The following is a 24636-nucleotide window of genomic DNA, read 5'->3' as shown; positions in this document are numbered from 1 at the left end:
TCTCGGAGCCGCCGCTTCGTGCGGGCGGCCTGCATCGAGCATCCCAGGAGTCACCGGATCACGGGCGGGCCTGTGGAAAACCCTCGCGAGGGCCTGCGGCTTGTGGACAACCGGGAGAAGGGCGGCCGGTACAGGGGTGATCCGTGCCGGGGCGGGCACGCCGGAAGGGCCGCTGCCCCCGAGCGGCTGCGGCCCTACCGTGCTTGTGCGATGCCTGAGTTGTCCTTGTTGCCCGGGTTGTCAGAGCACCCGCACCGCGCCGGTCGGCGGGTCGTACGACAGCGGGTGCTCACCGACGCCGCTGGAGGGGTTCTGCGCGCCGACGAACATGCCGTCGCCGACGTACACCGCCACGTGGTACGCGCTGCCGGCGCTGCCCCAGTAGAGGATGTCGCCGGCCTGGAGGTTGCTCAGCGAGACCTGGGTGCCCTGCGTGGACTGGTCCTGGGAGACGCGCGGCAGGCTGACGCCGACGGACTTGAAGGCGGCCTGGACGAGGCCCGAGCAGTCCCACGAGTTGGGGCCCGTGCCGCCGGAGACGTAGGCGTCACCGATCTGCGCCTTCACGAAGGCGACCACCGCGGCGGCCGAACCGGTCGCCGTGGACGTGCTCGTGGAGCTGCTGGAGCTGCTGGAGCTCGCGGAAGCGCTCAGGGTGGTCCGCTCGGCACTGCGCGAGGTGGCGCGCTCTGCGGCGGCTTTGCGGGCCTCCTCGGCCTTCTTCTTCTTGGCCTCGGCCTTCTGCTTCGCCTCGGCGAGGTCCGCCTTGGCCTGCTTCGCGGCATTTGTGGCGGCCGCGTCGCGCTCGGCCTGGAGGGTGTAGTTCGCCGCGGCCTGCTGCGTGGCGTCGGCGGACTGAGCCACCTGGGTGGCCAGATCGGCCGTCAGAGTGGGCAGTTCGAGCGTCTGCGTCACGGGTTCGGCGGCACTCGCCGAGGCCGCGCCCGCCGCTGCCATGCCGAGGACGCCACTGGCAACTCCGGCACGCACGGCGATGTTTGTCGTCGCGCTGCGGCGGGGCTTCCGGTGGCTGCGTATGTGAGCGGTGTGGGACATGGGAACAACCGGTATCAGGGGCTCCTTCATATCTTCAAGAAACGTGTGCTGCGCCACAGTTGCTCAATCGAGACGGTGAATCCCTCGCATGTCTTTCTTTATTGACGCCGTAACGGACATTGCGGACGCTCGCGATCAAGCCCGTGATCACGCTCTTTCGCTGTTACGTCCGAATTGCCCGCGACTTACCATCGGTTCGGATGGTTGGCCAAGCCCGGTTCTCAGACGCCTCTCATCAATGTGGCGGAGGTCACGGAACGGTTACCGGGAGGGGTGCGTCTCGCGCGTCCGGGTTCGTGAACGCGTGCACGCGTCCACATCGCCTCCCGTGCGTCCCCCTGAGGTGTGAATGCGGCTCACTATCAAGGCGCCCCGTCCATCGCGAATTTGCATGCAGCGGAACCCTCTTGATATAGAGACGTCCGCTCGAAACCCCCTCCCGTCTGCGGCGACGGTCGAAATCGTCACTTCTGGTGATCAGCTGAACGCTTCGCGTGCGAAGATCACCACTCATCCGACTTCATGATCGATCGTCAGGTGGTGGAGATCACAAAGCTTGTGTAATACCCCGTGTCGCAGATCACAGAGCGGCGGGCATAAGATGCGAGGCAGTTGGGCTTGTGACCTGCTTCACATGTTCGCGATCTTCGCCCGGGACGCGCGGGGTTCGCGTGACGGATGAGGCAGGTGGGGAGCCCGATCCGAACCGCCACCAGTCAGTGCCGACTGAGAGGAGCGAGGAGCGGTGAACGCCTATGCGCCCATCCTCGTACTGGGAGCCCTCGGGGCAGGCTTTGCGATCTTCTCCGTGGTCATGGCCACGCTGATCGGTCCGAAGCGGTACAACCGCGCCAAGCTCGAAGCCTACGAGTGCGGTATCGAGCCGACCCCCACGCCGGCCGGCGGCGGGCGTTTCCCGATCAAGTACTACCTGACGGCGATGCTCTTCATCGTCTTCGACATCGAGATCGTCTTCCTCTACCCCTGGGCCGTCACCTTCGACGCCCTGGGTGTTTTCGGGCTCGTGGAGATGCTGCTCTTCGTGCTCACCGTCTTCGTCGCCTACGCGTACGTCTGGCGGCGCGGCGGCCTGGAATGGGACTGAGGGGCCTTTAGACATGGGACTCGAAGAAAAGCTGCCGAGCGGATTCCTGCTGACCACCGTCGAGCAGGCCGCGGGCTGGGTGCGCAAGGCGTCCGTCTTCCCCGCCACCTTCGGCCTCGCCTGCTGTGCCATCGAGATGATGACCACCGGCGCCGGCCGCTACGACCTGGCCCGCTTCGGCATGGAGGTCTTCCGCGGCTCACCCCGCCAGGCCGACCTCATGATCGTCGCCGGCCGGGTCAGCCAGAAGATGGCGCCGGTGCTCAGGCAGGTCTACGACCAGATGCCCAACCCCAAGTGGGTGATCTCCATGGGCGTCTGTGCGTCCTCGGGCGGCATGTTCAACAACTACGCGATCGTCCAGGGCGTCGACCACATCGTCCCCGTCGACATCTACCTGCCCGGCTGCCCGCCGCGCCCCGAGATGCTGATGGACGCGATCCTCAAGCTCCACCACAAGATCCAGACCTCCAAGCTCGGCGTCAACGCGAAGGAAGCGGCCCGGGAGGCGGAGGAGGCGGCGCTCAAGGCCCTGCCCACGATCGAGATGAAGGGGCTGCTGCGGTGAGCGACGTGAACGGCCACAACGGGGTCAACCCGGAGAAGGACCTCGGCACCGACAACCTCCCCGGCCAGCGCGGCCAGGGCGGTGAGGAGATCCGCGTCCAGCGCGGCATGTTCGGCGCGAACAACGGCGGCGACACCTCGGGCTACGGCGGCCTGGTCCGCTCGGTCCGCCTCCCGGGACCTGCGGCCCGCCCTTACGGCGGCTGGTTCGACGAGGTCGCCGACGAGCTGGAGGGCGCGCTGGAGGAACAGGGCCTCCTCCCCGAGAACGCCATCGAGAAGACGGTCGTCGACCGCGGCGAGCTCACCTTCCACATCGAACGCGAGCACCTGCCGCGCGTCGCCCGCACCCTGCGCGACGACCCGGCCCTGCGCTTCGAGCTGTGCACCGGCGTCAGCGGCGTCCACTACCTGCACGACAAGGGCCGCGAGCTGCACGCCGTCTACCACCTGCGCTCGATCACCCACAACCGGCTGATCCGCCTGGAGGTCAGCGCCCCGGACGCCGACCCGCACATCCCGTCCCTGGTCTCCGTCTATCCGACCAACGACTGGCACGAGCGCGAGACCTACGACTTCTTCGGGATCGTCTTCGACGGTCACCCGGCCCTGACGCGGATCATGATGCCGGACGACTGGCAGGGCCATCCGCAGCGCAAGGACTACCCCCTCGGCGGCATCCCCGTCGAGTACAAGGGCGCCCAGATCCCGGCTCCGGACCAGCGGAGGTCGTACTCATGAGCACGCAGCACGCAACTCCGCGGGAGACCACCGAGGGAACCGTATATACGGTCACCGGCGGCGACTGGGACGAGATCGTCCAGTCCGCGGCCCGCGCCGACGACGAACGCATCGTCGTCAACATGGGTCCCCAGCATCCGTCCACCCATGGGGTGCTCCGCCTCATCCTGGAGATCGACGGCGAGACGGTCACCGAGGCCCGCTGCGGCATCGGCTACCTCCACACCGGCATCGAGAAGAACCTCGAGTTCCGCACGTGGACGCAGGGCACCACGTTCGTGACGCGCATGGACTACCTGACGTCCTTCTTCAACGAGACCGCCTACTGCCTCGCCGTCGAGAAGCTCCTCGGCATCGAGGACCAGATCACCGAGCGCGCCAAGATCATCCGGGTGCTCCTGATGGAGCTGAACCGGCTCTCCTCCCACCTGGTGTGCATCGCCACCGGCGGCATGGAACTCGGCGCCACCACGATCATGATCTACGGCTTCCGTGATCGTGAAATGATTCTCGATCTCTACGAGCTCATCACCGGCCTGCGGATGAACCACGCGTACATCCGCCCCGGCGGCCTCGCCCAGGATCTGCCGCCCGGCGCGGTCGACCAGATCCGCGAGTTCGTGAAGAAGATGCGCAAGAACCTCCCGGAGTACGACAAGCTCGCCACGGGGAACCCCATCTTCAAGGCCCGCATGCAGGACATCGGCTACCTCGACCTGGCCGGCTGCATGGCCCTCGGCGCCACCGGCCCGATCCTGCGCTCCGCCGGTCTGCCCCACGACCTGCGCAAGGCACAGCCGTACTGCGGCTACGAGACGTACGACTTCGAGATCCCGACCGCCGACACCTGCGACGCCTACGGCCGCTTCCTGGTCCGCCTGGAGGAGATGCGCCAGTCGCTCGGGATCGTCGAGCAGTGCCTGGACCGGCTCCAGCCCGGACCGGTCATGGTCGCCGACAAGAAGATCGCCTGGCCCGCCCAGCTGGCCCTCGGGCCGGACGGACTCGGCAACTCCCTCGACCACATCAAGAAGATCATGGGCACCTCCATGGAGGCCCTGATCCACCACTTCAAGCTGGTCACCGAGGGCTTCCGGGTCCCGCCCGGGCAGGCCTACGTGGCCGTCGAGTCACCCAAGGGCGAACTCGGTGTGCACGCCGTGTCCGACGGCGGCACCCGCCCCTACCGGGTCCACTTCCGCGACCCGTCCTTCACCAACCTGCAGGCCATGGCGGCGATGTGCGAGGGCGGCCAGGTCGCCGACGTCATCGTCGCCGTCGCGTCCATCGACCCCGTGATGGGAGGCGTCGACCGGTGACCACCTCTTCTTCGGAGCGCGGTATCAGCCTGGGCATGCCCGAGCTGCCCGCGCCCGCGTACCCGGACGACGTCCGGGCCCGCCTGGAGACGGACGCGCGCGACATCATCGCCCGCTACCCCGACTCCCGGTCCGCCCTGCTGCCGCTGCTGCATCTGGTGCAGGCGGAGGAGGGCCATGTCACGCGCACCGGGATGCACTTCTGCGCGGACGTCCTGGAGCTGACCACGGCCGAGGTCACCGCCGTCGCCACCTTCTACACCATGTACCGGCGTAAGCCCTCCGGCGACTACCAGGTGGGCGTCTGCACCAACACGCTGTGCGCGGTCATGGGCGGCGACGCGATCTTCGAGACCCTCCAGGAACACCTCGGCGTCGGCAACGGCGAGACCACCGGCGACGGCAAGGTCACCCTGGAACACATCGAGTGCAACGCGGCCTGCGACTTCGCGCCGGTCGTGATGGTCAACTGGGAGTTCTTCGACAACCAGACCCCGGCCAGCGCCACACGCCTGGTCGACGACCTGCGCGCGGGCCGGGACGTCGAGCCCACGCGCGGTGCCCGGCTGTGCACCTTCAAGGAGACCGCCCGGATCCTGGCCGGTTTCCCCGACGAGCGCCCCGGGGCCGTCGAGGAGGGCGGCAGCGCGGGACCCGCCTCACTGGTGGGCCTCCGCCTGGCCAAGGGCGAGACCGCACCCGCGCGCGTGGTCCATCCGCGTGCCCAGGGATCCCAGGAAGCACCGCCCGCAGAGGAGGGGGAGTGATGACGGTGGCATCCGAACTGAAGGACACCAGCCCCGAGAAGCTGCTCGCACCCGTGCTGTCGGCCTTCTGGGACGAGGACCGCTCCTGGAGCCTGGACGTCTACCGAAGGCACGAGGGATACGAGGGGCTCCGCAAGGCGCTCGCGATGTCACCGGACGACCTGATCGCCTACGTCAAGGAGTCCGGACTGCGCGGCCGCGGCGGCGCGGGATTCCCCACCGGGATGAAGTGGCAGTTCATTCCGCAGGGAGACGGCAAACCGCACTATCTAGTTGTCAACGCCGACGAATCGGAGCCCGGGACCTGCAAGGACATCCCGCTCCTCTTCGCCAACCCGCACAGCCTCATCGAGGGCATCGTGATCGCGTGCTACGCCATCCGGTCGTCTCATGCCTTCATCTATCTGCGTGGTGAAGTCGTCCCCGTCCTGCGGCGGCTGCACGAGGCCGTGCGCGAGGCCTACGCGGCCGGCTACCTCGGCGAGAACATCCTCGGCAGCGGACTCGACCTCACCCTCACCGTGCACGCCGGCGCCGGCGCGTACATCTGCGGTGAGGAGACCGCACTGCTCGACTCGCTCGAAGGCCGCCGCGGCCAACCGCGGCTCCGTCCCCCCTTCCCTGCCGTCGAAGGGCTCTATGCCTGCCCGACTGTTGTGAACAACGTCGAGTCCATCGCCTCGGTTCCCGCCATCCTCCACAAGGGCAAGGAATGGTTCAGGTCGATGGGGAGCGAGAAGTCGCCCGGCTTCACGCTCTACTCCCTCAGCGGCCATGTGGCGAGCCCCGGCCAGTACGAGGCACCGCTCGGCATCACCCTGCGCCAGCTCCTCGACATGAGCGGCGGGATGCGCACCGGCCACCGCCTGAAGTTCTGGACCCCGGGTGGCTCCTCGACACCCATGTTCACCGACGAGCACCTGGACGTCCCCCTCGACTACGAAGGAGTGGGCGCCGCGGGTTCCATGCTCGGCACGAAAGCACTCCAGTGCTTCGACGAGACCACCTGCGTGGTGCGCGCCGTCACCCGCTGGACCGAGTTCTACGCCCACGAGTCCTGCGGCAAGTGCACTCCCTGCCGCGAAGGCACCTACTGGCTGGTGCAGCTGCTGCGTGACATCGAGGCGGGCAAGGGCGTGATGTCCGACCTCGACAAGCTGAACGACATCGCCGACAACATCAACGGCAAGTCCTTCTGCGCCCTCGGCGACGGCGCAGCGTCCCCGATCTTCTCCTCGCTGAAGTACTTCCGCGAGGAGTACGAACAGCACATCACGGGCCGGGGCTGCCCCTTCGACCCGGCCAAGTCGACGGCCTGGGCGGACCGCCCGGAGGTGAACGCATGACCGTGACCACGAGTTCCCCCTCCTCGGGGGGAACGGCGGCGGTCCCGCCGCAGGACCTCGTCACGCTGACGATCGACGGCATCGAGATCAGCGTGCCCAAGGGCACCCTTGTCATCCGCGCCGCCGAACAGCTCGGCATCGAGATCCCGCGCTTCTGCGACCACCCCCTGCTGGACCCGGCCGGCGCCTGCCGCCAGTGCATCGTCGAGGTCGAGGGCCAGCGCAAGCCCATGGCCTCCTGCACGATCACCTGTACGGACGGCATGGTGGTGAAGACTCACCTCACCTCGCCCGTGGCCGAGAAGGCCCAGCACGGGGTGATGGAGCTGCTGCTCATCAACCACCCGCTGGACTGCCCGGTCTGCGACAAGGGCGGCGAGTGCCCGCTGCAGAACCAGGCGATGTCGCACGGCAACGCCGAGTCCCGCTTCGACGGCCGCAAGCGCACCTACGAGAAGCCGGTCCCGATCTCCACCCAGGTGCTCCTCGACCGCGAGCGGTGCGTGCTGTGCGCCCGCTGCACCCGGTTCTCCGACCAGGTCGCCGGCGACCCGATGATCGAGCTCCTGGAACGCGGCGCGCTCCAGCAGGTCGGCACCGGCGAGGGCGACCCGTTCGAGTCGTACTTCTCCGGGAACACCATCCAGATCTGCCCGGTGGGCGCGCTGACCTCGGCGGCGTATCGCTTCCGCTCCCGGCCCTTCGACCTGATCTCCTCGCCGTCCGTGTGCGAGCACTGCTCCGGCGGCTGTGCCACCCGCACCGACCACCGGCGCGGTAAGGTCATGCGGCGGCTCGCCGCCAACGACCCCGAGGTCAACGAGGAGTGGATCTGCGACAAGGGACGCTTCGCGTTCCGGTACACGCAGCAGAAGGACCGCCTGGAGACCCCGCTGGTCCGCAACTCCCTGGGCGTGCTCGAACCCGCCTCCTGGCCGGAGGCCCTCGAAGCGGCCGCGCAGGGCCTGGCCGCCGCCCGCTCCCGGGCCGGCGTCCTCACCGGCGGCCGGCTCACCGTCGAGGACGCCTACGCGTACAGCAAGTTCGCGCGCGTGGCCCTCGACACCAACGACATCGACTTCCGCGCGCGCGTGCACAGCGGCGAGGAAGCCGACTTCCTGGCCGCCCGGGTCGCCGGGCGCGGCCGCGACCTCGACGGTACGGGCGTCACCTACACCTCCCTGGAGAAGGCGCCCGCCGTCCTGCTGGTCGGGTTCGAGTCGGAGGAGGAGGCACCCGGCGTCTTCCTGCGGCTGCGCAAGGCCTGGCGCAAGCACAAGCAGCAGGTGTTCTCCCTCGCCACGTACCCCACGCGCGGGCTGGAGAAGGCCGGCGGCACGCTGCTGCCGGCCGCGCCCGGCACCGAGACCGAGTGGCTGGACGCCCTCGCGAGCGGCGTCGGCCTGGAGGAGCCCGGCTCCCGGGCCGCCGAGGCGCTGCGCACCGACGGCGCGGTGATCGTCGTAGGCGAGCGGCTGGCGTCGGTCGCCGGCGGGCTCACCGCCGCCGTACGGGCCGCCACCGCCACCGGCGCCCAGCTGGTGTGGATCCCGCGCCGGGCCGGTGAGCGCGGCGCGGTCGAGGCCGGTGCGCTGCCCTCGCTGCTGCCGGGCGGCCGTCCGGCCACCGACCCACGCGCGCGTGAGGAGGTCGCCGCCGCCTGGGGCGTCTCCGAACTCCCGCTGCGCTACGGCCGCGACACCGGCCAGATCGCCGAGGCCGCCGCCCGCGGCGAACTCTCCGCCCTGCTGGTCGCCGGCGTCGAGGTCGCCGACCTGCCCGACCCGGCACGCGCGCGTGCGGCACTCGAAGCCGTCGGCTTCCTGGTCTCGCTGGAGCTGCGGCCCAGCGAGGTCACCGAGCACGCCGACGTCGTCCTGCCGGTCGCCGCGGTCGCCGAGAAGGCCGGCACCTTCCTCAACTGGGAAGGCCGGGCGCGTCTCTTCGAGGCCGCCCTCAAGCCCGAGCAGATGACCCGCCGGCTCCCGCCCACCGACGCGCGCGTGCTGCAGATGCTCGCCGACGCCATGGACGTCCACCTGGGCCTGCCCGACCTGCGCACCGCGCGGGCGGAGCTGGACCGGCTCGGCGCCTGGGACGGAACCAAGGCCTCCGACCCGCTGGAGTCGGCGGTATCGCTGCCCAGGCCCGCGGCCGGGGAGGCCGTGCTCGCCGGGCACCGGCTCCTCCTCGACCAGGGTGTCCTCCAGGAGGGCGACGAGGCACTGGCAGGCACCCGGCACGCCGCACACGCGCGCGTGTCCGCCGCGACCGCCGCCGAGGCGGGCGTCGAGAACGGCGGCCTCCTCGCTGTCACCGGAGGCTCCGGCACCGTCGAACTCCCGCTCCGTATCACCGAGATGCCCGACCGCGTGGTGTGGCTCCCGCTGAACTCGGTCGGCGGCGGCGTCGCCTCCGACACCGGGGCGCTGCCAGGCTCCCTCGTCCGCATCGGCCCGGCGGCCACCGCCGGCGAGGCTCCCAAGGAGGTGGAGGCATGAGCCCGTACCCGTACCTCGCCGCTGAAGACCTCTCCATGTTCGGCCGCGACCCCTGGTGGCTGGTCGTCCTCAAGGCGGTCTTCTGCTTCGCCTTCCTGATGGTGACCGTGCTGATCTCCATCGTCATGGAGCGCAAGGTCGTCGCCTGGATGCAGCTGCGCGTCGGCCCCAACCGGCACGGCCCCTGGGGCATGCTCCAGTCGCTCGCCGACGGCATCAAGCTGATGCTCAAGGAAGACGTCGTCGTCAAACGCGCGGACAAGGCCGTCTACATCCTTGCGCCGATCGTCGCGGCGATCCCGGCGTTCATGGCCATCGCGGTCATCCCGTTCGGCCCGGCCGACAACGAGATCTCCATCTTCGGCCACCGCACCACGATGCAGCTCACCGACCTGCCGATCGCGATGCTCTACATCCTCGCGGTCGCCTCCGTCGGCATCTACGGCATCGTTCTCGCCGGCTGGAGCTCCGGCTCCACCTACCCGCTCCTCGGCGGTCTGCGCTCCTGCGCCCAGATGATCTCCTACGAGATCGCCATGGGCGCCGCGTTCGCCTCCGTGTTCCTGTACTCCGGGTCGATGTCGACGTCCACGATCGTCGACCAGCAGCAGGGCCGCTGGTACATCCTGCTGCTGCCGGTCTCGTTCATCATCTACGTCGTCACCATGATCGGCGAGACCAACCGGGCCCCCTTCGACATGCCGGAGTCCGAGGGCGACCTGGTCGGCGGCTTCAACACCGAGTACTCGTCGATCAAGTTCGCGATGTTCATGCTCGCCGAGTACGTCAACATGGTGACGGTCTCGGCCGTGTCGACCACCCTGTTCCTCGGCGGCTGGCGGGCCCCGTGGCCGATCAGCACCGTCTGGGCGGGCGCCAACCACGGCTGGTGGCCGATGCTCTGGTTCGTCGCCAAGGTCGTACTGCTGCTGTTCGGCTTCGTCTGGGTGCGCGGCACACTCCCGCGCGTGCGCTACGACCAGCTGATGAAGCTCGGCTGGAAGGTCCTCATCCCGGTCTCCGTCGTCTGGCTGATGCTCGTCGCGACCGTCCGGACCCTGCGCAACCAGAACTACGGCTTCGCCGACATCGCCCTCTACGTCGGCGGCGGAGTCCTCGCCCTGCTGCTCCTGTCCTTCGTCGTCGACATCTTCCGCGACAAGGGCAAGGAAGCCCCGCAGCCGGCCGCCGGGCCGACCGCGTTCGACCCGATGGCGGGCGGCTTCCCCGTACCGCCGCTGCCCGGACAGGAACTGCCGCCGGTGCCCCGGCGCAGCCCCCGCCGGGAGCGGGAGCTGATTGTCAGTGGCGGGACCGACACTGTGAGTGACGGATCTACGGATGGAAAGGAGGCGTCCGATGGCTGAGGAGCCCAAGGAGACCAAGCCCGGTTTCCAGAACCCCGTGGCCGGCTTCGGCGTGACCTTCAAGGCCATGTTCAAGAAGCGGCTGACCGAGCAGTACCCGGAGCAGAAGAAGACCACGGCTCCGCGGTTCCACGGACGGCACCAGCTCAACCGCCATCCGGACGGCCTGGAGAAGTGCGTCGGCTGCGAGCTGTGCGCCTGGGCCTGCCCCGCCGACGCCATCTACGTGGAGGGCGCCGACAACACCGACGAGGAGCGCTACTCGCCGGGCGAGCGCTACGGCCGCGTCTACCAGATCAACTACGCCCGCTGCATCCTGTGCGGCCTGTGCATCGAGGCGTGCCCCACGCGCGCGCTGACGATGACCAACGAGTTCGAACTGGCCGACACCAGCCGCGCCAACCTCATCTACACCAAGGAGCAACTGCTCGCCGGTCTGGAGGAGGGCATGGTCGACACCCCGCACTCGATCTTCCCGGGGACCGACGAACAGGACTACTACCGGGGTCTGGTCACCGAGGCCGCGCCCGGGACCGTACGCCAGGTGGCCGTCTCCAAGGGCGAGAAGCCCGAGGACCAGGACCAGGACCAGGGGGTGGAGGCATGAGCCCGCAGCTCGCCGCCTACGCCACCTCCACCGGCGAGGCCTTCCAGTTCTGGGTTCTCGGCACCGTCGCGGTGATCGGCGCCCTGTCCACCGTCTTCATGAAGAAGGCCGTGCACAGCGCGTTGTCGCTCGCCGGAACCATGATCGTCCTGGCGGTGTTCTACCTCGCCAACGGCGCCTACTTCCTCGGCATCGTGCAGATCGTCGTCTACACCGGCGCGATCATGATGCTGTTCCTCTTCGTGGTGATGCTGGTCGGCGTGACCGCCGCCGACTCCCTGCAGGAGACCATCAAGGGCCAGCGCTGGCTGGCCGTGCTCTGCGGGGTCGGCTTCGGCGTCCTGCTCCTCGCGGGCATCGCCAACGCCTCCCTGAAGAACTTCGCAGGCACCGGCCAGGCCAACGCCAACGGCAACGTGGAGGGCCTCGCCGCCCTCATCTTCACCAAGTACGTCTTCGCCTTCGAAATCACCGGCGCCCTGCTCATCACCGCCGCCGTCGGCGCCATGGTGCTCACCCACCGGGAGCGCACCGAGCGCCCCAAGACCCAGCGCGAGCAGTCCGAGCAGCGCGTCCGCGACGGCAAGCACCTGCCGCCGCTGCCCGCCCCCGGCGTCTACGCCCGGCACAACGCCGTGGACATCGCCGGCCTGCTCCCGGACGGCACCCCGTCCGAGCTCACCGTCAGCAAGACGCTCCGCGACCGCGGCCAGGTCCGTGACGTGTCCGCGGAGGCGCTGGGCGACCTGAAGGCCCTGGAACAGCGCTCCGAGGAGCGGCTGGAGCGGACCCCGGTCGAGCCCGCGCACTTCAAGCGCAGCGAGGAGGCGTCGAAGTGAACCCCGTCTACTACCTCTACCTCGCCGCCCTGTTGTTCACGATCGGCGCCACCGGTGTGCTGATCAGACGGAACGCGATCGTCGTCTTCATGTGCATCGAGCTGATGCTGAATGCCTGCAACCTCGCGTTCGTCGTCTTCTCCCGGATGCACGGCAATCTCGACGGCCAGATCATCGCCTTCTTCACGATGGTCGTCGCCGCCGCGGAGGTCGTGGTCGGGCTCGCGATCATCGTGTCGCTGTTCCGTACCCGCCACTCGGCCTCGGTCGACGACGCCAGCCTGATGAAGCTGTAAGGGGCGCTGGACCGTATGAACGCAGAGAACCTGATTGCGCTGCTGATCGCGGCGCCCCTGCTCGGAGCGGCCGTCCTCCTGGTCGGCGGCCGCCGCCTGGACGCAGCAGGACACTGGATCGGCACCATCCTGTCGACGACGTCCTTCGTGTTCGGCGTGATCCTCTTCGCCGACCTGCTCGGCAGGAACGCCGACGACCGCACCCTGATGCAGCACCTGTACACCTGGGTCCCGGTGGCCGGCTTCCAGGCGGACGTCACCTTCCGCCTCGACCAGCTGTCGATGACGTTCGTCCTGCTGATCACCGGCGTCGGCTCGCTCATCCACCTGTACTCGGTCGGGTACATGGAGCACGACGAGCGCCGCCGCCGCTTCTTCGGCTACCTCAACCTGTTCCTAGCGGCGATGCTGCTGCTCGTCCTCGCCGACAACTACCTGCTGCTGTACGTCGGCTGGGAGGGCGTCGGCCTCGCCTCGTACCTGCTGATCGGCTTCTGGCAGCACAAGCCCAGCGCGGCGACGGCAGCCAAGAAGGCCTTCCTCGTCAACCGCGTCGGCGACATGGGCCTGTCGATCGCGATCATGCTGATGTTCACGACGTTCGGCACCTTCGCCTTCGGCCCGGTCCTCAGCCACGTGACCGACGCCTCCGAGGGCAGGCTCACCGCGATCGGCCTGCTGCTGCTGCTCGCCGCCTGCGGCAAGTCCGCCCAGGTGCCGCTGCAGTCCTGGCTCGGGGATGCCATGGAAGGCCCCACCCCGGTCTCCGCCCTCATCCACGCGGCGACCATGGTGACCGCGGGCGTCTACCTGATCGTCCGCTCCGGAGCGATCTTCAACGCGGCCCCCGACGCCCAGCTCGTCGTCACCGTCGTCGGCGCCGTCACCCTCCTCTTCGGTGCGATCGTCGGTTGTGCGAAGGACGACATCAAGAAGGCCCTCGCCGGCTCGACCATGTCGCAGATCGGCTACATGGTGCTCGCCGCCGGCCTCGGCCCGATCGGCTACGTCTTCGCGATCATGCACCTGGTGACGCACGGCTTCTTCAAGGCCGGGCTGTTCCTCGGCGCCGGCTCGGTCATGCACGGCATGAACGACGAGGTCGACATGCGCAAGTTCGGCGGCCTGCGCAAGTACATGCCGGTCACCTTCATCACCTTCGGCCTCGGCTACCTCGCCATCATCGGCTTCCCGGGACTGTCCGGCTTCTTCTCCAAGGACAAGATCATCGAGGCGGCGTTCGCCAAGGGCGGCACCGAGGGCTGGATCCTCGGCACCTGCGCCCTGGTCGGCGCGGCCATCACCGCGTTCTACATGACGCGCGTGATGCTGATGACGTTCTTCGGCGAGAAGCGCTGGCAGCCCGACGAGCACGGCCACGAGCCGCACCCGCACGAGTCCCCGAAGGTCATGACCATCCCGATGATCGTCCTGGCGATCGGCTCGGTCTTCGCCGGTGGCTTCTTCAGCATCGGCGACCGCTTCCTGCACTGGCTGGAGCCGATCACCGGCCACAGCGAGGGCGACTCCCCGATCAGCGCGGGCGTCGTCACCGGCGCCACCATGGTCTGCCTGGTCATCGGCGTAGGCATCGCCTACCTGCAGTACGGCCGCCGCCCCGTCCCCGCCGTCGCCCCGCGCGGTTCGCTGCTCACCCGCGCGGCCCGCCGCGACCTCCTCCAGGACGACTTCAACCACGTCGTCCTGGTCCGCGGCGGCGAACACCTCACCCGCTCCCTTGTATATGTCGACCACACCCTGGTTGACGGCGTCGTCAACGGCACGGCGGCGGGCTTCGGCGGGCTCTCCGGCCGACTGCGCAAGCTCCAGAACGGCTACGCGCGCTCGTACGCGGTCTCGATGTTCGGCGGCGCTGCCCTCCTGGTCGCCGCGACCCTGCTGATGAGGGCGGTCTGATACCGATGTCCTTTCCTCTGCTGACAGCGACGGCGGTCCTCCCGGCCGTCGGCGCGGTCGCCACGGCCGCCGTACCGGCCGCCCGGCGCACCGCCGCCAAATGGCTCGCGCTGCTGGTCTCGCTCGCCACGCTCGTCCTGGCGATCGTCGTCATGGTCCGCTTCGACCCCGGCGGCGCCCGCTACCAGCTCACCGAATCGCACGCCTGGATCAGTGACTTCGGCGTCCGCTACGAACTGGGCGTCGACGGCATCGCGGTCGCCCTGCTCGCCCTGACCGCCCTGCTGATGCCGTTCATCATCCTGGCCGGCTGGAACGACGCCGACCCGCTGGAGACCGGCAGCAAGCGGTGGCGGCCCACGCAGGGCTTCTTCGCCCTGATCCTGGCCGTCGAGGCGATGGTGATCATCTCCTTCGAGGCCACCGACGTCTTCCTCTTCTACATCTTCTTCGAAGCCATGCTCATCCCGATGTACTTCCTCATCGGCGGCTTCGGGGACCGCGCCCACGCACAGGGCGAGGAAGCGGCGTCCACGCAACGGTCGTACGCCGCCGTGAAGTTCCTCCTCTACAACCTGGTCGGCGGCCTGATCATGCTGGCCGCGGTGATCGGCCTGTACACGGTCTCCGGGAACTTCTCCCTCGCCGAGATCGCGCAGGCCCGCGCGAACGGCACCCTGCACATGGCGACCAGCACCGAACGCTGGCTGTTCCTCGGCTTCTTCTTCGCCTTCGCGGTGAAGGCCCCGCTGTGGCCGCTGCACACCTGGCTGCCCAACGCCATGCAGGAGTCCACCGCCCCCGTCGCCGTCCTCATCACCGCGGTCGTCGACAAGGTGGGCACGTTCGCGATGCTCCGCTTCTGCCTCCAGCTCTTCCCCGAGGCGTCGAAGTGGGCGACACCCACCATCCTGGTCCTCGCGCTGATCAGCATCATCTACGGCGCACTGCTCGCCGTCGGACAGCGCGACATCAAGCGGCTGGTCGCCTACGCGTCCATCTCGCACTTCGGGTTCATCATCCTGGGCATCTTCGCCATGACCAGCCAGGGCCAGTCCGGCGCCACCCTCTACATGGTCAACCACGGCATCTCCACCGCCGCGCTGATGCTGGTCGCCGGCTTCCTGATCTCCCGGCGCGGCTCCCGGCTCATCGCCGACTACGGCGGTGTGCAGAAGGTCGCCCCGGTCCTCGCCGGCACCTTCCTGATCGGCGGCCTGGCCACGCTCTCCCTGCCCGGCCTCGCCCCCTTCGTGAGCGAGTTCCTGGTCCTGGTCGGCACGTTCACGCGCTACCCGGCGATCGGGATCATCGCCACCTTCGGCATCGTCCTCGCCGCGCTCTACACCCTCGTCCTCTACCAGCGGACGATGACGGGCCCGGTGAAACCGGCGGTCGCCGCAATGCCCGACCTGAAGGCGCGCGAACTCCTCGTGGTCACCCCGCTGATCGTCCTGCTGATCTTCCTGGGCGTCTATCCGAAGCCCGTCACGGACATCGTCAACCCGGCGGTCAAGCAGACCATGTCGGACGTACACAAGACCGACCCCAAGCCCGCAGTGGAGGCGGCCAAGTGAGCACAGCAGCCGTCCACAGCCTGTGGACAACCGCGGCCGAGCCGATCTCCAAGATCCCGGCACCGAAGATCGAATACGGACAGCTGTCGCCCACCCTGATCGTCGTCGGCGCGGCCGTCGTCGGGGTGCTGGTCGAGGCGTTCGTCCCGCGCAAGTCCCGCTACTACGCCCAGGTGTTCGTCTCCGCCGTGGCCCTGTGCGCCGCCTTCGCGGCGGTCGTCGCCCTGGCCGCCGACGGATACGGCACCACCAAGGCGCACATCGCCGCCATGGGCGCCATCGCCGTCGACGGGCCCTCCCTGTTCCTCCAGGGAACGATCCTGCTGGCCGGCCTCGTCGGTCTGTTCACCTTCGCCGAACGCCGCCTCGACCCCGAGGCCCACGGCAACCGCGTCGACTCCTTCGCCGCCCAGGCCGCCTCCGTGCCCGGCAGCGACAGCGAGCAGGCCGCGGTGAAGGCCGGCTTCACCACCACCGAGGTCTTCCCGCTCCTGCTCTTCGCCGTCGCCGGCATGCTGGTGTTCCCCTCGGCCAACGACCTGCTGACACTCTTCGTGGCCCTGGAGGTCTTCTCCCTCCCGCTCTACCTGCTGTGCGCCCTGGCCCGCCGCAAGCGCCTCATGTCGCAGGAAGCCGCCGTCAAGTACTTCCTGCTCGGCGCCTTCGCCTCCGCGTTCACCCTGTTCGGCATCGCCCTGCTCTACGGCTACGCCGGCTCGGTGTCGTACGCCACCATCGCCCAGGTCGTCGACGGCACCGTCACCAGCGTCGACCCGGCCCTCGCCGACACCATGGGCAACGACGCGCTGCTCCTCATCGGCGCCGCGATGGTCGTCATGGGCCTGCTCTTCAAGGTCGGAGCCGTCCCCTTCCACATGTGGACACCCGACGTCTACCAGGGCGCGCCCACCCCGGTGACCGGTTTCATGGCGGCCGCCACCAAGGTCGCCGCGTTCGGTGCGCTGCTGCGTCTGCTGTACGTGGTCCTGCCCGGCATGCGCTGGGACTGGCGGCCGGTCATGTGGGGCGTCGCGATCATCACCATGCTGGGCGGCGCGATCGTCGCGATCACCCAGACCGACATCAAGCGGCTCCTCGCGTACTCGTCGATCGCGCACGCCGGATTCATCCTCGCAGGTGTCATCGCGACGTCGAAGGACGGCGTGTCGTCGGTCCTCTTCTACCTGGCCGCGTACTCCTTCGTGACCATCGGAGCGTTTGCCGTGGTCACCCTGGTGCGCGACGCGGGCGGCGAGGCGACCCACCTGTCCAAGTGGGCGGGGCTCGGCCGCCGCTCACCCCTCGTGGCAGCCGTCTTCGCCGTGTTCCTGCTGGCCTTCGCCGGTATCCCGCTCACTTCCGGCTTCGCCGGGAAGTTCGCCGTCTTCAAGGCGGCGGCGGAGGGCGGGGCGGTCCCGCTGGTCGTGATCGGTGTGATCTCGTCGGCGATCGCCGCGTTCTTCTACATCCGCGTGATCGTGCTGATGTTCTTCAGCGAGCCGAGGCCCGAGGGCCCGACGGTCGCGGTGCCGTCACCGCTCACCATGGCGGCGATCGGCGTCGGCGTGGCGGTCACCCTGGTGCTCGGCGTGGCACCGCAGTACTTCCTGAACCTGGCGAGCCAGGCGGGAGTGTTCGTGCGCTGACCCGCCGTCCCGTACGGCCATGGACCCCGGTTCCCGCGGAGGAGCCGGGGTCCACGCGTGCGTACGCGGCAAGGCGCTACCGGCACATCGGCACACCGGCACGGCGGATACGGCGGGTAGGGCTACGGGCACGTCACCGTCGGGTTCCACGGCGCGAACAGACCGCTCGGATTGTCCTTCCAGATCCAGGCGCGCAGCGTGTACACGGGCCCCATGACACCCGGAACCGTCGTCGGCCCCTGGAACGGCTGCCCGAACAGCGTCGGCGCGGCGGTCCCGCTGCCCGCCCGTACGATCCACTCCACCGCGACCAGGGCACGGCCGCCGCCGGCATCGGTCTCGTAGAGGAGACCCGCGGGCTCGGCCGGGTCCAGACTGCCGAGGCCGGCGGTCCTGACGTAGTGGTAGCCCGCGCCTCCCTGGCCGTTCCGGGTGTCCTTGTCGCAGGTGTCGGACCGGGCGTACCCGTCCGTGACCGCGAACGGCTCGTACTGGTAGTCCGCCGTCGCCGTGTACGTCGGGGTCAGATCCGTCCACACGAACGGGTCGGGATCGGGGACGGGATCCGCGTCGGCGGGCACCGCGGCCAGAGCGAACGGCACGGCAAGCGCCAGAGCGGCACCGGCAGTGCGGGACCTGAGAGACATCCTGATGCTCCTTGGGGCGGAAGAGGCACGCGATTGCGACGCCTCCGTACGACGCGGGCCTCCCCCGGTCCCGCCCGTGCAGCATGGCCCGCGCCGCTTCCGGGTCGCCACGCGAAGACCGCCAAAGGGCTGAGGGCACCGCCGGACGGGGGAACCCCGCGCCCGCACCCCTTCCGGGCGGCCAGCCTGTGGATAACTCCGGCGCTGTCGGTCCGGACCCCTATCGTGGTGGCAGTGGTCGACGGACGACGTACGGGGGACACGACGATGGGCGGGACGGGCGGAACCGACGAGATGCCAGGGACGACCGAGACCCCAGGGGCGCAACAGACGCCCGGACCGACGGACAGCGAGGCACTGGCCACGCTGCACCGGGTCTTCGGGTACGACGCCTTCCGGGGCGAGCAGCAAGCGATCATCGAGCATGTGGTGGCGGGTGGCGACGCCGTCGTCCTCATGCCGACCGGCGGCGGAAAATCACTCTGTTACCAGATCCCCGCCCTGGTCAGACCCGGTACGGGCATCGTGGTCTCACCGCTCATCGCCCTCATGCAGGACCAGGTGGACGCCCTGCGCGCCCTCGGCGTCAACGCCGGGTTCATCAACTCCACCCAGGATTTCGACGAGCGGCGCGTAGTAGAGGCCCAGTTCCTCGCGGGCGAACTCGACCTGCTCTACCTCGCCCCCGAGCGGCTCCGACTGGACTCCACACTCGACCTGTTCACCCGCGGCAAGATCGCCGTCTTCGCCATCGACGAGGCGCACTGCGTCTCCCAGTGGGGCCACGACTTCCGGCCCGACTACCTCGCCCTGTCCCTCCTCGGCGAGCGCTGGCCCGACGTCCCGCGCATCGCGCTCACGGCCACCGCCACCCACGCCACCCACGAGGAGATCACCCAGCGGCTGCACATGCCGGCCGCCCGGCACTTCGTGGCCAGCTTCGACCGGCCCAACATCCAGTACCGGATCGTCCCCAAGGCCGACCCCAAGAAACAGCTCCTCACCTTCCTCCGCCAGGAACACGAGGGCGACGCGGGCATCGTCTACTGCCTGTCCCGCAAGTCCGTCGAGTCCACGGCCGAATTCCTGACCCGCAACGGTATCGACGCCGTCCCCTACCACGCCGGCCTCGACGCGGGCACCCGCGCCGCCCACCAGTCCCGCTTCCTGCGCGAGGACGGCCTGGTCGTCGTCGCCACCATCGCCTTCGGCATGGGCATCGACAAACCCGACGTCCGCTTCGTCGCCCACCTCGACCTGCCCAAATCCGTCGAGGGCTACTACCAGGAGACCGGCCGCGCCGGCCGCGACAGCCTGCCCTCCACCGCCTGGATGGCCTACGGCCTCAACGACGTCATACAGCAGCGCAAACTCATCCAGTCCGGCGACGGGGACGAGGCCTTCCGCCGCCGCGCCCAGGCCCACCTCGACTCCATGCTCGCCCTGTGCGAGAGCGCCCAGTGCCGCCGCGGGCAGCTCCTGAACTACTTCGGCCAGGACCCCGACCCGGCGGGCTGCGGCAACTGCGACACCTGCCTCACCCCGCCCGAGACCTGGGACGGCACCGTCGCCGCCCAGAAGGTCCTCTCCACCGTGGTCCGGCTCCAGCGCGAACGCGGGCAGAAGTTCGGCGCCGTCCAGATCGTCGACATCCTGCTCGGCAAGCGCACGGCCAAGGTCATACAGTTCGACCACGACCAGCTGTCCGTCTTCGGTATCGGCACCGACCTCGACGAGGGCGAATGGCGGGGCGTCGTCCGGCAGCTGCTCGCCCAGGGGCTGCTCGCCGTCGAGGGCGAGTACGGCACCCTGGTGCTCACCGAGGCCAGCGGGACGGTACTGCGGCGCGAGCGGGAGGTCCCGCTGCGGAAGGAGCCGAAGAAGCCGGCGGTCTCACGGTCGGCCGGGGGCTCCGGTTCCTCCTCCGGCAAGAGCAAGGCGAAGGCGGCCGTGGCAGAGCTGCCCGAGGAACTGCTCCCCGCCTTCGAGGCCCTGCGCGCCTGGCGTGCCGAGCAGGCCCGCGAACAGGGCGTACCCGCCTACGTGATCTTCCACGACGCCACCCTGCGGGAGATCGTCAGCCGGTGGCCCGAGTCCATCGCCGAACTCGCCACCGTCGGCGGCGTCGGCGAGAAGAAGCTCATGACGTACGGAGAGGGCGTACTCGGAGCGCTGGCCGCCCTGAAGACGGCGCCCGCCTCGGCTCCGCCCGCCCCGGCTCCGTCCGCCTCGGCTTCACCCGCCCCGGCTTCGGCGGCGCCGCAGAGCAGGGACGAGGACTACTGGCCCGAGATGGACGCGGAGCCGGAACCGGAGGACTGGATGTAGGGCCCGCGGCGGCGGGGGAGCCGCTCACCGCCCCCTCGCCGATCCGGCCGAAGCGTCCTAACCGAGCGCGGTCAGCCCCGGTGCGAACATGATCAGGAGCGGCAGCAGGGGGACCAGGGCGGCCACCGTCGTCGTGAGGGCGCGCTGGCGGCGCAGCAGCCGTGGTGGTGGTTCCAGCAGGCGGTCGACCCGTTCGCCCAGCAGCCGGCGGCTCGACGCGCAGGACAGGACTCCGCGGTGCTGGTTCAGTTCGATCAGGGCCAGCGCGGTGGTGAGGTGGCCGCAACGGCGGGACGCGGTGTCGTCCGCGGCGAGTTCGACGAGCCGGTGGGTCTGGTCGCAGAAGTGGGAGAAGAGCGGCACGCGCGGGAAGCCCGTGGCCAGGGCACTGGACAGGTGGAGCAGCCAGTCGTGGTGGGCGCGGGCATGGCCCCGTTCATGGGTGAGCACGGCGTCGAGCTGGTGGTCGGTGAGGCGGTGCAGTGCCCCCGTGGTCACGACCAGCTGTGGCGGATGGCCCGGCATCCACCAGGCGTCCGGGTACTCGTCCTCAAGTACCAGCATCGGCCCGCGTGCCGCAGGCAGCCCCGCCGGCAGTTCGGGTGCCCGCTCGCGCAGGTGTGCGCGGGTCCGGTCGCGGCGCCGCCGGGCCTCGACGAGTTCGCGGGCGAGCATCGCCGTCGTCCACGCGGCCCCGCACGCCAGCAGCATGGTGAGGGCGACCGCCCACAGGGGCGCGACGGAGAGGTCGTACGCGGCGGTGACCGCCGGTGGCGCCGGCGCGAACACCCGGTCGCGCACGGTGTGGAAGACGGCCGCCGCGCCCAGGGTAAGCGCGGTCAGGCAGCACATCAGCACGGTGGCGACCAGGCACTGCCATACCCACAGCGCGACCACCGGTTCCCGCTCCGGCCACAGGGACCGCACCAGGGCGCGCGGCGCGGGTACGGCGGCCGTCAGGGCGACGGCGGTCAACAGGAGCAGGCAGACGGTCATGCCGGGGCTCCGTTTCCTGATCGGAGATATGTGCGGGTGGCAGGTGATGCGGGGTGATACGCCGTCGCGTGACATGGCGCGTGCGCCGGCGCGTCACGATGCGCGTGCGCCGACGCCTCGCATGGTGCGCGTGCGGGCGCATCGCATGGTGCGTGTCCCGTCAGTATGACGGTGCCGGGTGCCCCGAGTCAGGTGCCGACGACGATCCGGGCGCCCCGCTTCCCGGCCCGCCTCGGCGAGTCGGGCGGTACCTGCCGCCGTTCCCTCACCCCGTCACGATCCGCCCCCTGACCTCCCCGAGCCCGATCCGGCTGCCCCCCGGCCCGGGAGCCCACCCCGACAGCGTCACCACGTCGCCGTCCTCCAGGTACGTCCGCTTCCCGTCCGGGAGTTCGAGCGGATCGCGGCCGTTCCACGTCAGTTCCAGCAGCGACCCGCGTTCCCCGGGCTCCGCGCCGCTCACCGTGCCGGAGCCGTACAGGTCGCCGGTGCGCAGTGAGGCGCCGTTGACCGTCAGGTGGGCGAGTTGCTGGGCGGCGGTCCAGTACATGGTGGAGAACGGCGGCTCGGACACCGTGTGCCCGTTGATCGCGATCGAGATCCGCAGGTCGTAGCCGGCGGGCTCCTCCGCGGCGTCGTCGAGGTACGGCAGCAGCGGGTGCGTCCGCCCCGGCGGGGCGATCCGCGCGTCCTCCAGCGCGTCCAGCGGGGTGATCCACGCCGAGACCGAGGTGGCGAACGACTTGCCGAGGAACGGGCCGAGCGGGACGTACTCCCAGGCCTGGAGGTCCCGCGCCGACCAGTCGTTCAGCAGGCACAGGCCGAACACGTGCTCCCTGAAGTCGCCCAGCGCCACCGGCCTGCCCTGCTGTGAGGGCGTGCCGACGACGAAGCCGACCTCGGCCTCGATGTCCAGCCGTCCTGACGGGCCGAACACCGGTGCCGGGTCCGACGGCGCCTTCCGCTGTCCCGAGGGCCGTACGACATCCGTCCCGGACACCACGACCGTGCCCGCGCGGCCGTGGTAACCGATCGGCAGGTGCTTCCAGTTGGGGGTGAGCGGGTCGACGGCGTCGGGGCGGAAGATGCGGCCGGCGTTCCGGGCGTGGTTCTCGGAGGCGTAGAAGTCGACGTAGTCGGCGACCTCGAAGGGAAGGTGCAGGGTCACCTCGGGCAGCGGGTGCAGGAGAGGGGCGAGTGTCTCGCGGTGCCCGGGCACGGTCACCCAGGCGGTCAGGGCGCGCCGTACGTCCGACCAGGCGGTGCGGCCCGCGGCCAGCAGCGGGTTGAGGGTCGGGCGGGCGAGCAGGGAGGCGTACGGGGAGCCGAGTGCGAGGGCCGCTGCACCGGCGTCGAGGACGTGGTCGCCGAGGCGGACGCCGACCCTCCGTTCCGTGCTCCCGGAGGTCGAGAACACGCCATACGGAAGGTTGTGCGAGCCGAAGGGGTCACCCTCGGGGACCTCGAAGGGGGGCAAGGGGGGCATGGGGTGACTGCCTCGCTCTCATCCGTGCCGCGCGGGGGACGGCCATGTGGCGACGTCACTATGGCGTTGCGCGGCATTCCATGTGGTCGCGCCACACGTTACGGGTGAGTTGGCTGTCGTGGCAGTGTCTAAAGAGTTCGCAATGTCCTAATAGCCCTTGTCGGAGGGGGCAATTCCGGCTTAGCGTCCTTTGGGGGACACGGACGGGGTGGGTCCGGTCCGTAGAGGGGGACACGTGGGGGGACCCGTGGCCAGGAATGCCGTCAGCGTGCCGTTCGAGGCGGACCGCGACGTGCCGGGCCTGATCGTCAAGTTCGGCGACTATCCGCTGCATCACGGCGGAGTCGGCGCTATTCGCAGTCTGGGCCGCCTGGGCGTTCCCATGTACGCGATCACGGAGGACGCGTACACGCCGGCGGCCTCGTCCCGTTATCTCAGACGGGCGTTCGTGTGGCCGACAACCGGCGCCGAGGAACCGGACCATCTCGTCGAGGGACTGCTGCGCATCGGCCGCCGTATCGGTCGTCCGACCGTGCTGATCCCCACCGACGAGGAGGCCGCCGTCCTGATCGCCGAGCACCAAGACGCGCTCGGCGACCGCTTCCTCTTCCCGCGCGTGGACCCGGAACTGCCGCGCCGGCTGGCGAGCAAGCAGGGTTTGCACGAACTGTGCGTGGAACACGGCATCCCGAGCCCGGCGGCCGCCTTCCCGGACTCGTACGACGAGATCGTCGACTTCGCGGAGAAGGCCCGCTTCCCGATCGTGGCCAAGAACCGCGAGGCGTTCGTCCGGCGCAAGCAGCCCGCCGTCAACGGAACGACGCGGATCGCCACCCGGGAGGGACTGCTCACCCTCGCCCGTGACTGGGGCACCCATCCGGGTGTCATCCTCCAGGAGTACCTCCCGCGGGAGGAGGCCGAGGACTGGATCGTGCACGCCTACTTCGACGCCGACTCCAATCCGCGCGCGCTGTTCACCGGCGTCAAGGTCCGCTCCTGGCCGCCGCACGCCGGCATGACCGCGAACGCCTACGTCGTCGACAACCCGGAACTCGCCGACCTCGCCGCGCGTTTCATCAAGGAGATCGGCTTCACCGGCATCATCGATCTCGACCTGCGCTTCGACCGGCGCGACGGGCAGTACAAGCTGCTCGACTTCAACCCGCGCATGGGCGCCCAGTTCCGGCTCTTCGAGAGCGAGTCGGAGGTGGACGTCGTCCGGGCCATGCACCTCGACCTGACCGGGCGCCGCGTTCCGGAGGGGGAACAGCGCGCCGGCCACCGGTACGTCGTGGAGAACATCGACCTGCCCGCCCTCCTCGCCTACCGCCGCAGCGGCTATACGACGCCGCACGCGCCGAAGCGGCCGAGCGGGACCGAGCTGGCCTGGCTGGCGGGTGACGACCCGCTGCCGTTCGTCACGATGCTCGCGCGCTTCGTACGGCCGGGCGCGAAGCACCTCTATCAGCTGTGGCGCACCAACCGCCGCGGCTCCAGCACCGCCACGAAGTAGGACACCACGTTCCTG

Annotated in this window: 20 protein-coding genes; 16 read left to right on the top strand and 4 right to left on the bottom strand. The window is 69.6% G+C overall.

Annotated features, from left to right (window positions below):
• Positions 1-240 precede the first annotated feature (240 nt).
• The gene (locus SSP29_RS06990) at positions 241-1056 is read right to left on the bottom strand and encodes a C40 family peptidase (RefSeq protein WP_089099539.1); all 816 of its coding nucleotides are present in this window, start codon (positions 1054-1056) and stop codon (positions 241-243) included.
• A 745-nt stretch (positions 1057-1801) separates the two neighbouring features.
• Between SSP29_RS06990 and SSP29_RS06985 the strand changes: the two genes are divergently transcribed.
• The 14 genes from SSP29_RS06985 to nuoN are packed head-to-tail and all read left to right on the top strand — an operon-like array spanning position 1802 to position 17651.
• Complete coding sequence (locus SSP29_RS06985; RefSeq protein ID WP_007383963.1) at positions 1802-2161, top strand: NADH-quinone oxidoreductase subunit A; 360 nt, start codon at positions 1802-1804, stop codon at positions 2159-2161.
• A gap of 13 nt (positions 2162-2174) precedes the next feature.
• A complete protein-coding gene (locus tag SSP29_RS06980; RefSeq protein ID WP_058923874.1) occupies positions 2175-2729 on the top strand; it encodes a NuoB/complex I 20 kDa subunit family protein in 555 nt (184 codons plus the stop codon).
• A complete protein-coding gene (locus SSP29_RS06975) occupies positions 2726-3469 on the top strand; it encodes an NADH-quinone oxidoreductase subunit C (RefSeq protein WP_089099538.1) in 744 nt (247 codons plus the stop codon). The genes SSP29_RS06980 and SSP29_RS06975 overlap by 4 nt, the downstream gene beginning before the upstream one ends.
• Positions 3466-4788, top strand: a complete 1323-nt coding sequence (locus tag SSP29_RS06970; RefSeq protein WP_089099537.1) for an NADH-quinone oxidoreductase subunit D — start codon at positions 3466-3468, stop codon at positions 4786-4788. The genes SSP29_RS06975 and SSP29_RS06970 overlap by 4 nt, the downstream gene beginning before the upstream one ends.
• The gene (gene nuoE, locus SSP29_RS06965; RefSeq protein WP_150133678.1) at positions 4785-5555 is read left to right on the top strand and encodes an NADH-quinone oxidoreductase subunit NuoE; all 771 of its coding nucleotides are present in this window, start codon (positions 4785-4787) and stop codon (positions 5553-5555) included. Before SSP29_RS06970 ends, nuoE begins: the two co-directional genes overlap by 4 nt.
• Positions 5552-6901, top strand: coding sequence for an NADH-quinone oxidoreductase subunit NuoF (gene nuoF / locus SSP29_RS06960; protein WP_089099535.1), 1350 nt, complete (start codon positions 5552-5554; stop codon positions 6899-6901). Before nuoE ends, nuoF begins: the two co-directional genes overlap by 4 nt.
• Positions 6898-9402: an NADH-quinone oxidoreductase subunit G gene (locus SSP29_RS06955; RefSeq protein ID WP_089099534.1), complete on the top strand. Its 2505-nt coding sequence runs from the start codon at positions 6898-6900 to the stop codon at positions 9400-9402. Before nuoF ends, SSP29_RS06955 begins: the two co-directional genes overlap by 4 nt.
• Complete coding sequence (nuoH, locus tag SSP29_RS06950) at positions 9399-10769, top strand: NADH-quinone oxidoreductase subunit NuoH (protein WP_089099533.1); 1371 nt, start codon at positions 9399-9401, stop codon at positions 10767-10769. Before SSP29_RS06955 ends, nuoH begins: the two co-directional genes overlap by 4 nt.
• Positions 10762-11376 carry an NADH-quinone oxidoreductase subunit NuoI gene (gene nuoI / locus SSP29_RS06945; protein ID WP_089099532.1) on the top strand — a complete coding sequence of 205 codons (615 nt, stop codon included), beginning with the start codon at positions 10762-10764 and terminating at the stop codon, positions 11374-11376. The genes nuoH and nuoI overlap by 8 nt, the downstream gene beginning before the upstream one ends.
• Complete coding sequence (locus tag SSP29_RS06940) at positions 11373-12215, top strand: NADH-quinone oxidoreductase subunit J (protein WP_089099531.1); 843 nt, start codon at positions 11373-11375, stop codon at positions 12213-12215. The genes nuoI and SSP29_RS06940 overlap by 4 nt, the downstream gene beginning before the upstream one ends.
• The gene (gene nuoK / locus SSP29_RS06935) at positions 12212-12511 is read left to right on the top strand and encodes an NADH-quinone oxidoreductase subunit NuoK (RefSeq protein WP_046726439.1); all 300 of its coding nucleotides are present in this window, start codon (positions 12212-12214) and stop codon (positions 12509-12511) included. The genes SSP29_RS06940 and nuoK overlap by 4 nt, the downstream gene beginning before the upstream one ends.
• Before the next feature lie 15 nt (positions 12512-12526).
• Positions 12527-14428, top strand: a complete 1902-nt coding sequence (gene nuoL / locus SSP29_RS06930; RefSeq protein ID WP_089099530.1) for an NADH-quinone oxidoreductase subunit L — start codon at positions 12527-12529, stop codon at positions 14426-14428.
• 5 nt (positions 14429-14433) lie between these two features.
• On the top strand, positions 14434-16005 hold the full coding sequence (locus SSP29_RS06925; protein WP_089099529.1) for an NADH-quinone oxidoreductase subunit M: 1572 nt from the start codon (positions 14434-14436) through the stop codon (positions 16003-16005).
• Positions 16002-17651 carry an NADH-quinone oxidoreductase subunit NuoN gene (nuoN, locus tag SSP29_RS06920; protein ID WP_089099528.1) on the top strand — a complete coding sequence of 550 codons (1650 nt, stop codon included), beginning with the start codon at positions 16002-16004 and terminating at the stop codon, positions 17649-17651. The genes SSP29_RS06925 and nuoN overlap by 4 nt, the downstream gene beginning before the upstream one ends.
• 122 nt (positions 17652-17773) lie before the next feature.
• On the opposite strand, the gene SSP29_RS06915 is transcribed toward nuoN, so the two are convergent.
• Positions 17774-18298, bottom strand: a complete 525-nt coding sequence (locus tag SSP29_RS06915) for a hypothetical protein (protein ID WP_089099527.1) — start codon at positions 18296-18298, stop codon at positions 17774-17776.
• 267 nt (positions 18299-18565) lie between these two features.
• On the opposite strand from SSP29_RS06915, the gene recQ reads away from it, so the two are divergent.
• Positions 18566-20626 (top strand): DNA helicase RecQ, encoded by a 2061-nt coding sequence (recQ, locus tag SSP29_RS06910; RefSeq protein ID WP_089099526.1) that lies wholly within the window; start codon positions 18566-18568, stop codon positions 20624-20626.
• 57 nt (positions 20627-20683) lie between these two features.
• Here recQ and SSP29_RS06905 read toward each other — a convergent pair whose 3' ends face one another.
• Together SSP29_RS06905 and fahA are read right to left on the bottom strand one after the other, a co-directional pair.
• A complete protein-coding gene (locus SSP29_RS06905) occupies positions 20684-21622 on the bottom strand; it encodes a M56 family metallopeptidase (protein ID WP_089099525.1) in 939 nt (312 codons plus the stop codon).
• Positions 21623-21887: 265 nt separating this feature from the next.
• Positions 21888-23099: a fumarylacetoacetase gene (fahA, locus tag SSP29_RS06900; protein WP_089099842.1), complete on the bottom strand. Its 1212-nt coding sequence runs from the start codon at positions 23097-23099 to the stop codon at positions 21888-21890.
• A gap of 277 nt (positions 23100-23376) precedes the next feature.
• On the opposite strand from fahA, the gene SSP29_RS55090 reads away from it, so the two are divergent.
• On the top strand, positions 23377-24621 hold the full coding sequence (locus SSP29_RS55090; RefSeq protein WP_089099524.1) for a carboxylate--amine ligase: 1245 nt from the start codon (positions 23377-23379) through the stop codon (positions 24619-24621).
• The last annotated feature ends 15 nt before the right edge of the window (positions 24622-24636 follow it).

It is taken from the genome of Streptomyces hyaluromycini (genome assembly GCF_002217755.1).
GTDB lineage: Bacteria > Actinomycetota > Actinomycetes > Streptomycetales > Streptomycetaceae > Streptomyces > Streptomyces hyaluromycini.
This window is presented reverse-complemented; position numbering and strand designations above follow the sequence as displayed.

What these genes read in the sequence shown, in the direction of transcription:
- SSP29_RS06925 (WP_089099529.1), top strand. Translation starts at nt 14,434, where the DNA reads ATGTCCTTTCCTCTGCTGACAGCGACGGCGGTCCTCCCGGCCGTCGGC.
- SSP29_RS06990 (WP_089099539.1), bottom strand. Translation starts at nt 1,056, where the DNA reads ATGTCCCACACCGCTCACATACGCAGCCACCGGAAGCCCCGCCGCAGC.
- SSP29_RS06970 (WP_089099537.1), top strand. Translation starts at nt 3,466, where the DNA reads ATGAGCACGCAGCACGCAACTCCGCGGGAGACCACCGAGGGAACCGTA.
- nuoI (WP_089099532.1), top strand. Translation starts at nt 10,762, where the DNA reads ATGGCTGAGGAGCCCAAGGAGACCAAGCCCGGTTTCCAGAACCCCGTG.
- nuoL (WP_089099530.1), top strand. Translation starts at nt 12,527, where the DNA reads ATGAACGCAGAGAACCTGATTGCGCTGCTGATCGCGGCGCCCCTGCTC.
- SSP29_RS06955 (WP_089099534.1), top strand. Translation starts at nt 6,898, where the DNA reads ATGACCGTGACCACGAGTTCCCCCTCCTCGGGGGGAACGGCGGCGGTC.
- SSP29_RS06940 (WP_089099531.1), top strand. Translation starts at nt 11,373, where the DNA reads ATGAGCCCGCAGCTCGCCGCCTACGCCACCTCCACCGGCGAGGCCTTC.
- SSP29_RS06980 (WP_058923874.1), top strand. Translation starts at nt 2,175, where the DNA reads ATGGGACTCGAAGAAAAGCTGCCGAGCGGATTCCTGCTGACCACCGTC.
- SSP29_RS06915 (WP_089099527.1), bottom strand. Translation starts at nt 18,298, where the DNA reads ATGTCTCTCAGGTCCCGCACTGCCGGTGCCGCTCTGGCGCTTGCCGTG.
- SSP29_RS06905 (WP_089099525.1), bottom strand. Translation starts at nt 21,622, where the DNA reads ATGACCGTCTGCCTGCTCCTGTTGACCGCCGTCGCCCTGACGGCCGCC.
- recQ (WP_089099526.1), top strand. Translation starts at nt 18,566, where the DNA reads ATGGGCGGGACGGGCGGAACCGACGAGATGCCAGGGACGACCGAGACC.
- nuoH (WP_089099533.1), top strand. Translation starts at nt 9,399, where the DNA reads ATGAGCCCGTACCCGTACCTCGCCGCTGAAGACCTCTCCATGTTCGGC.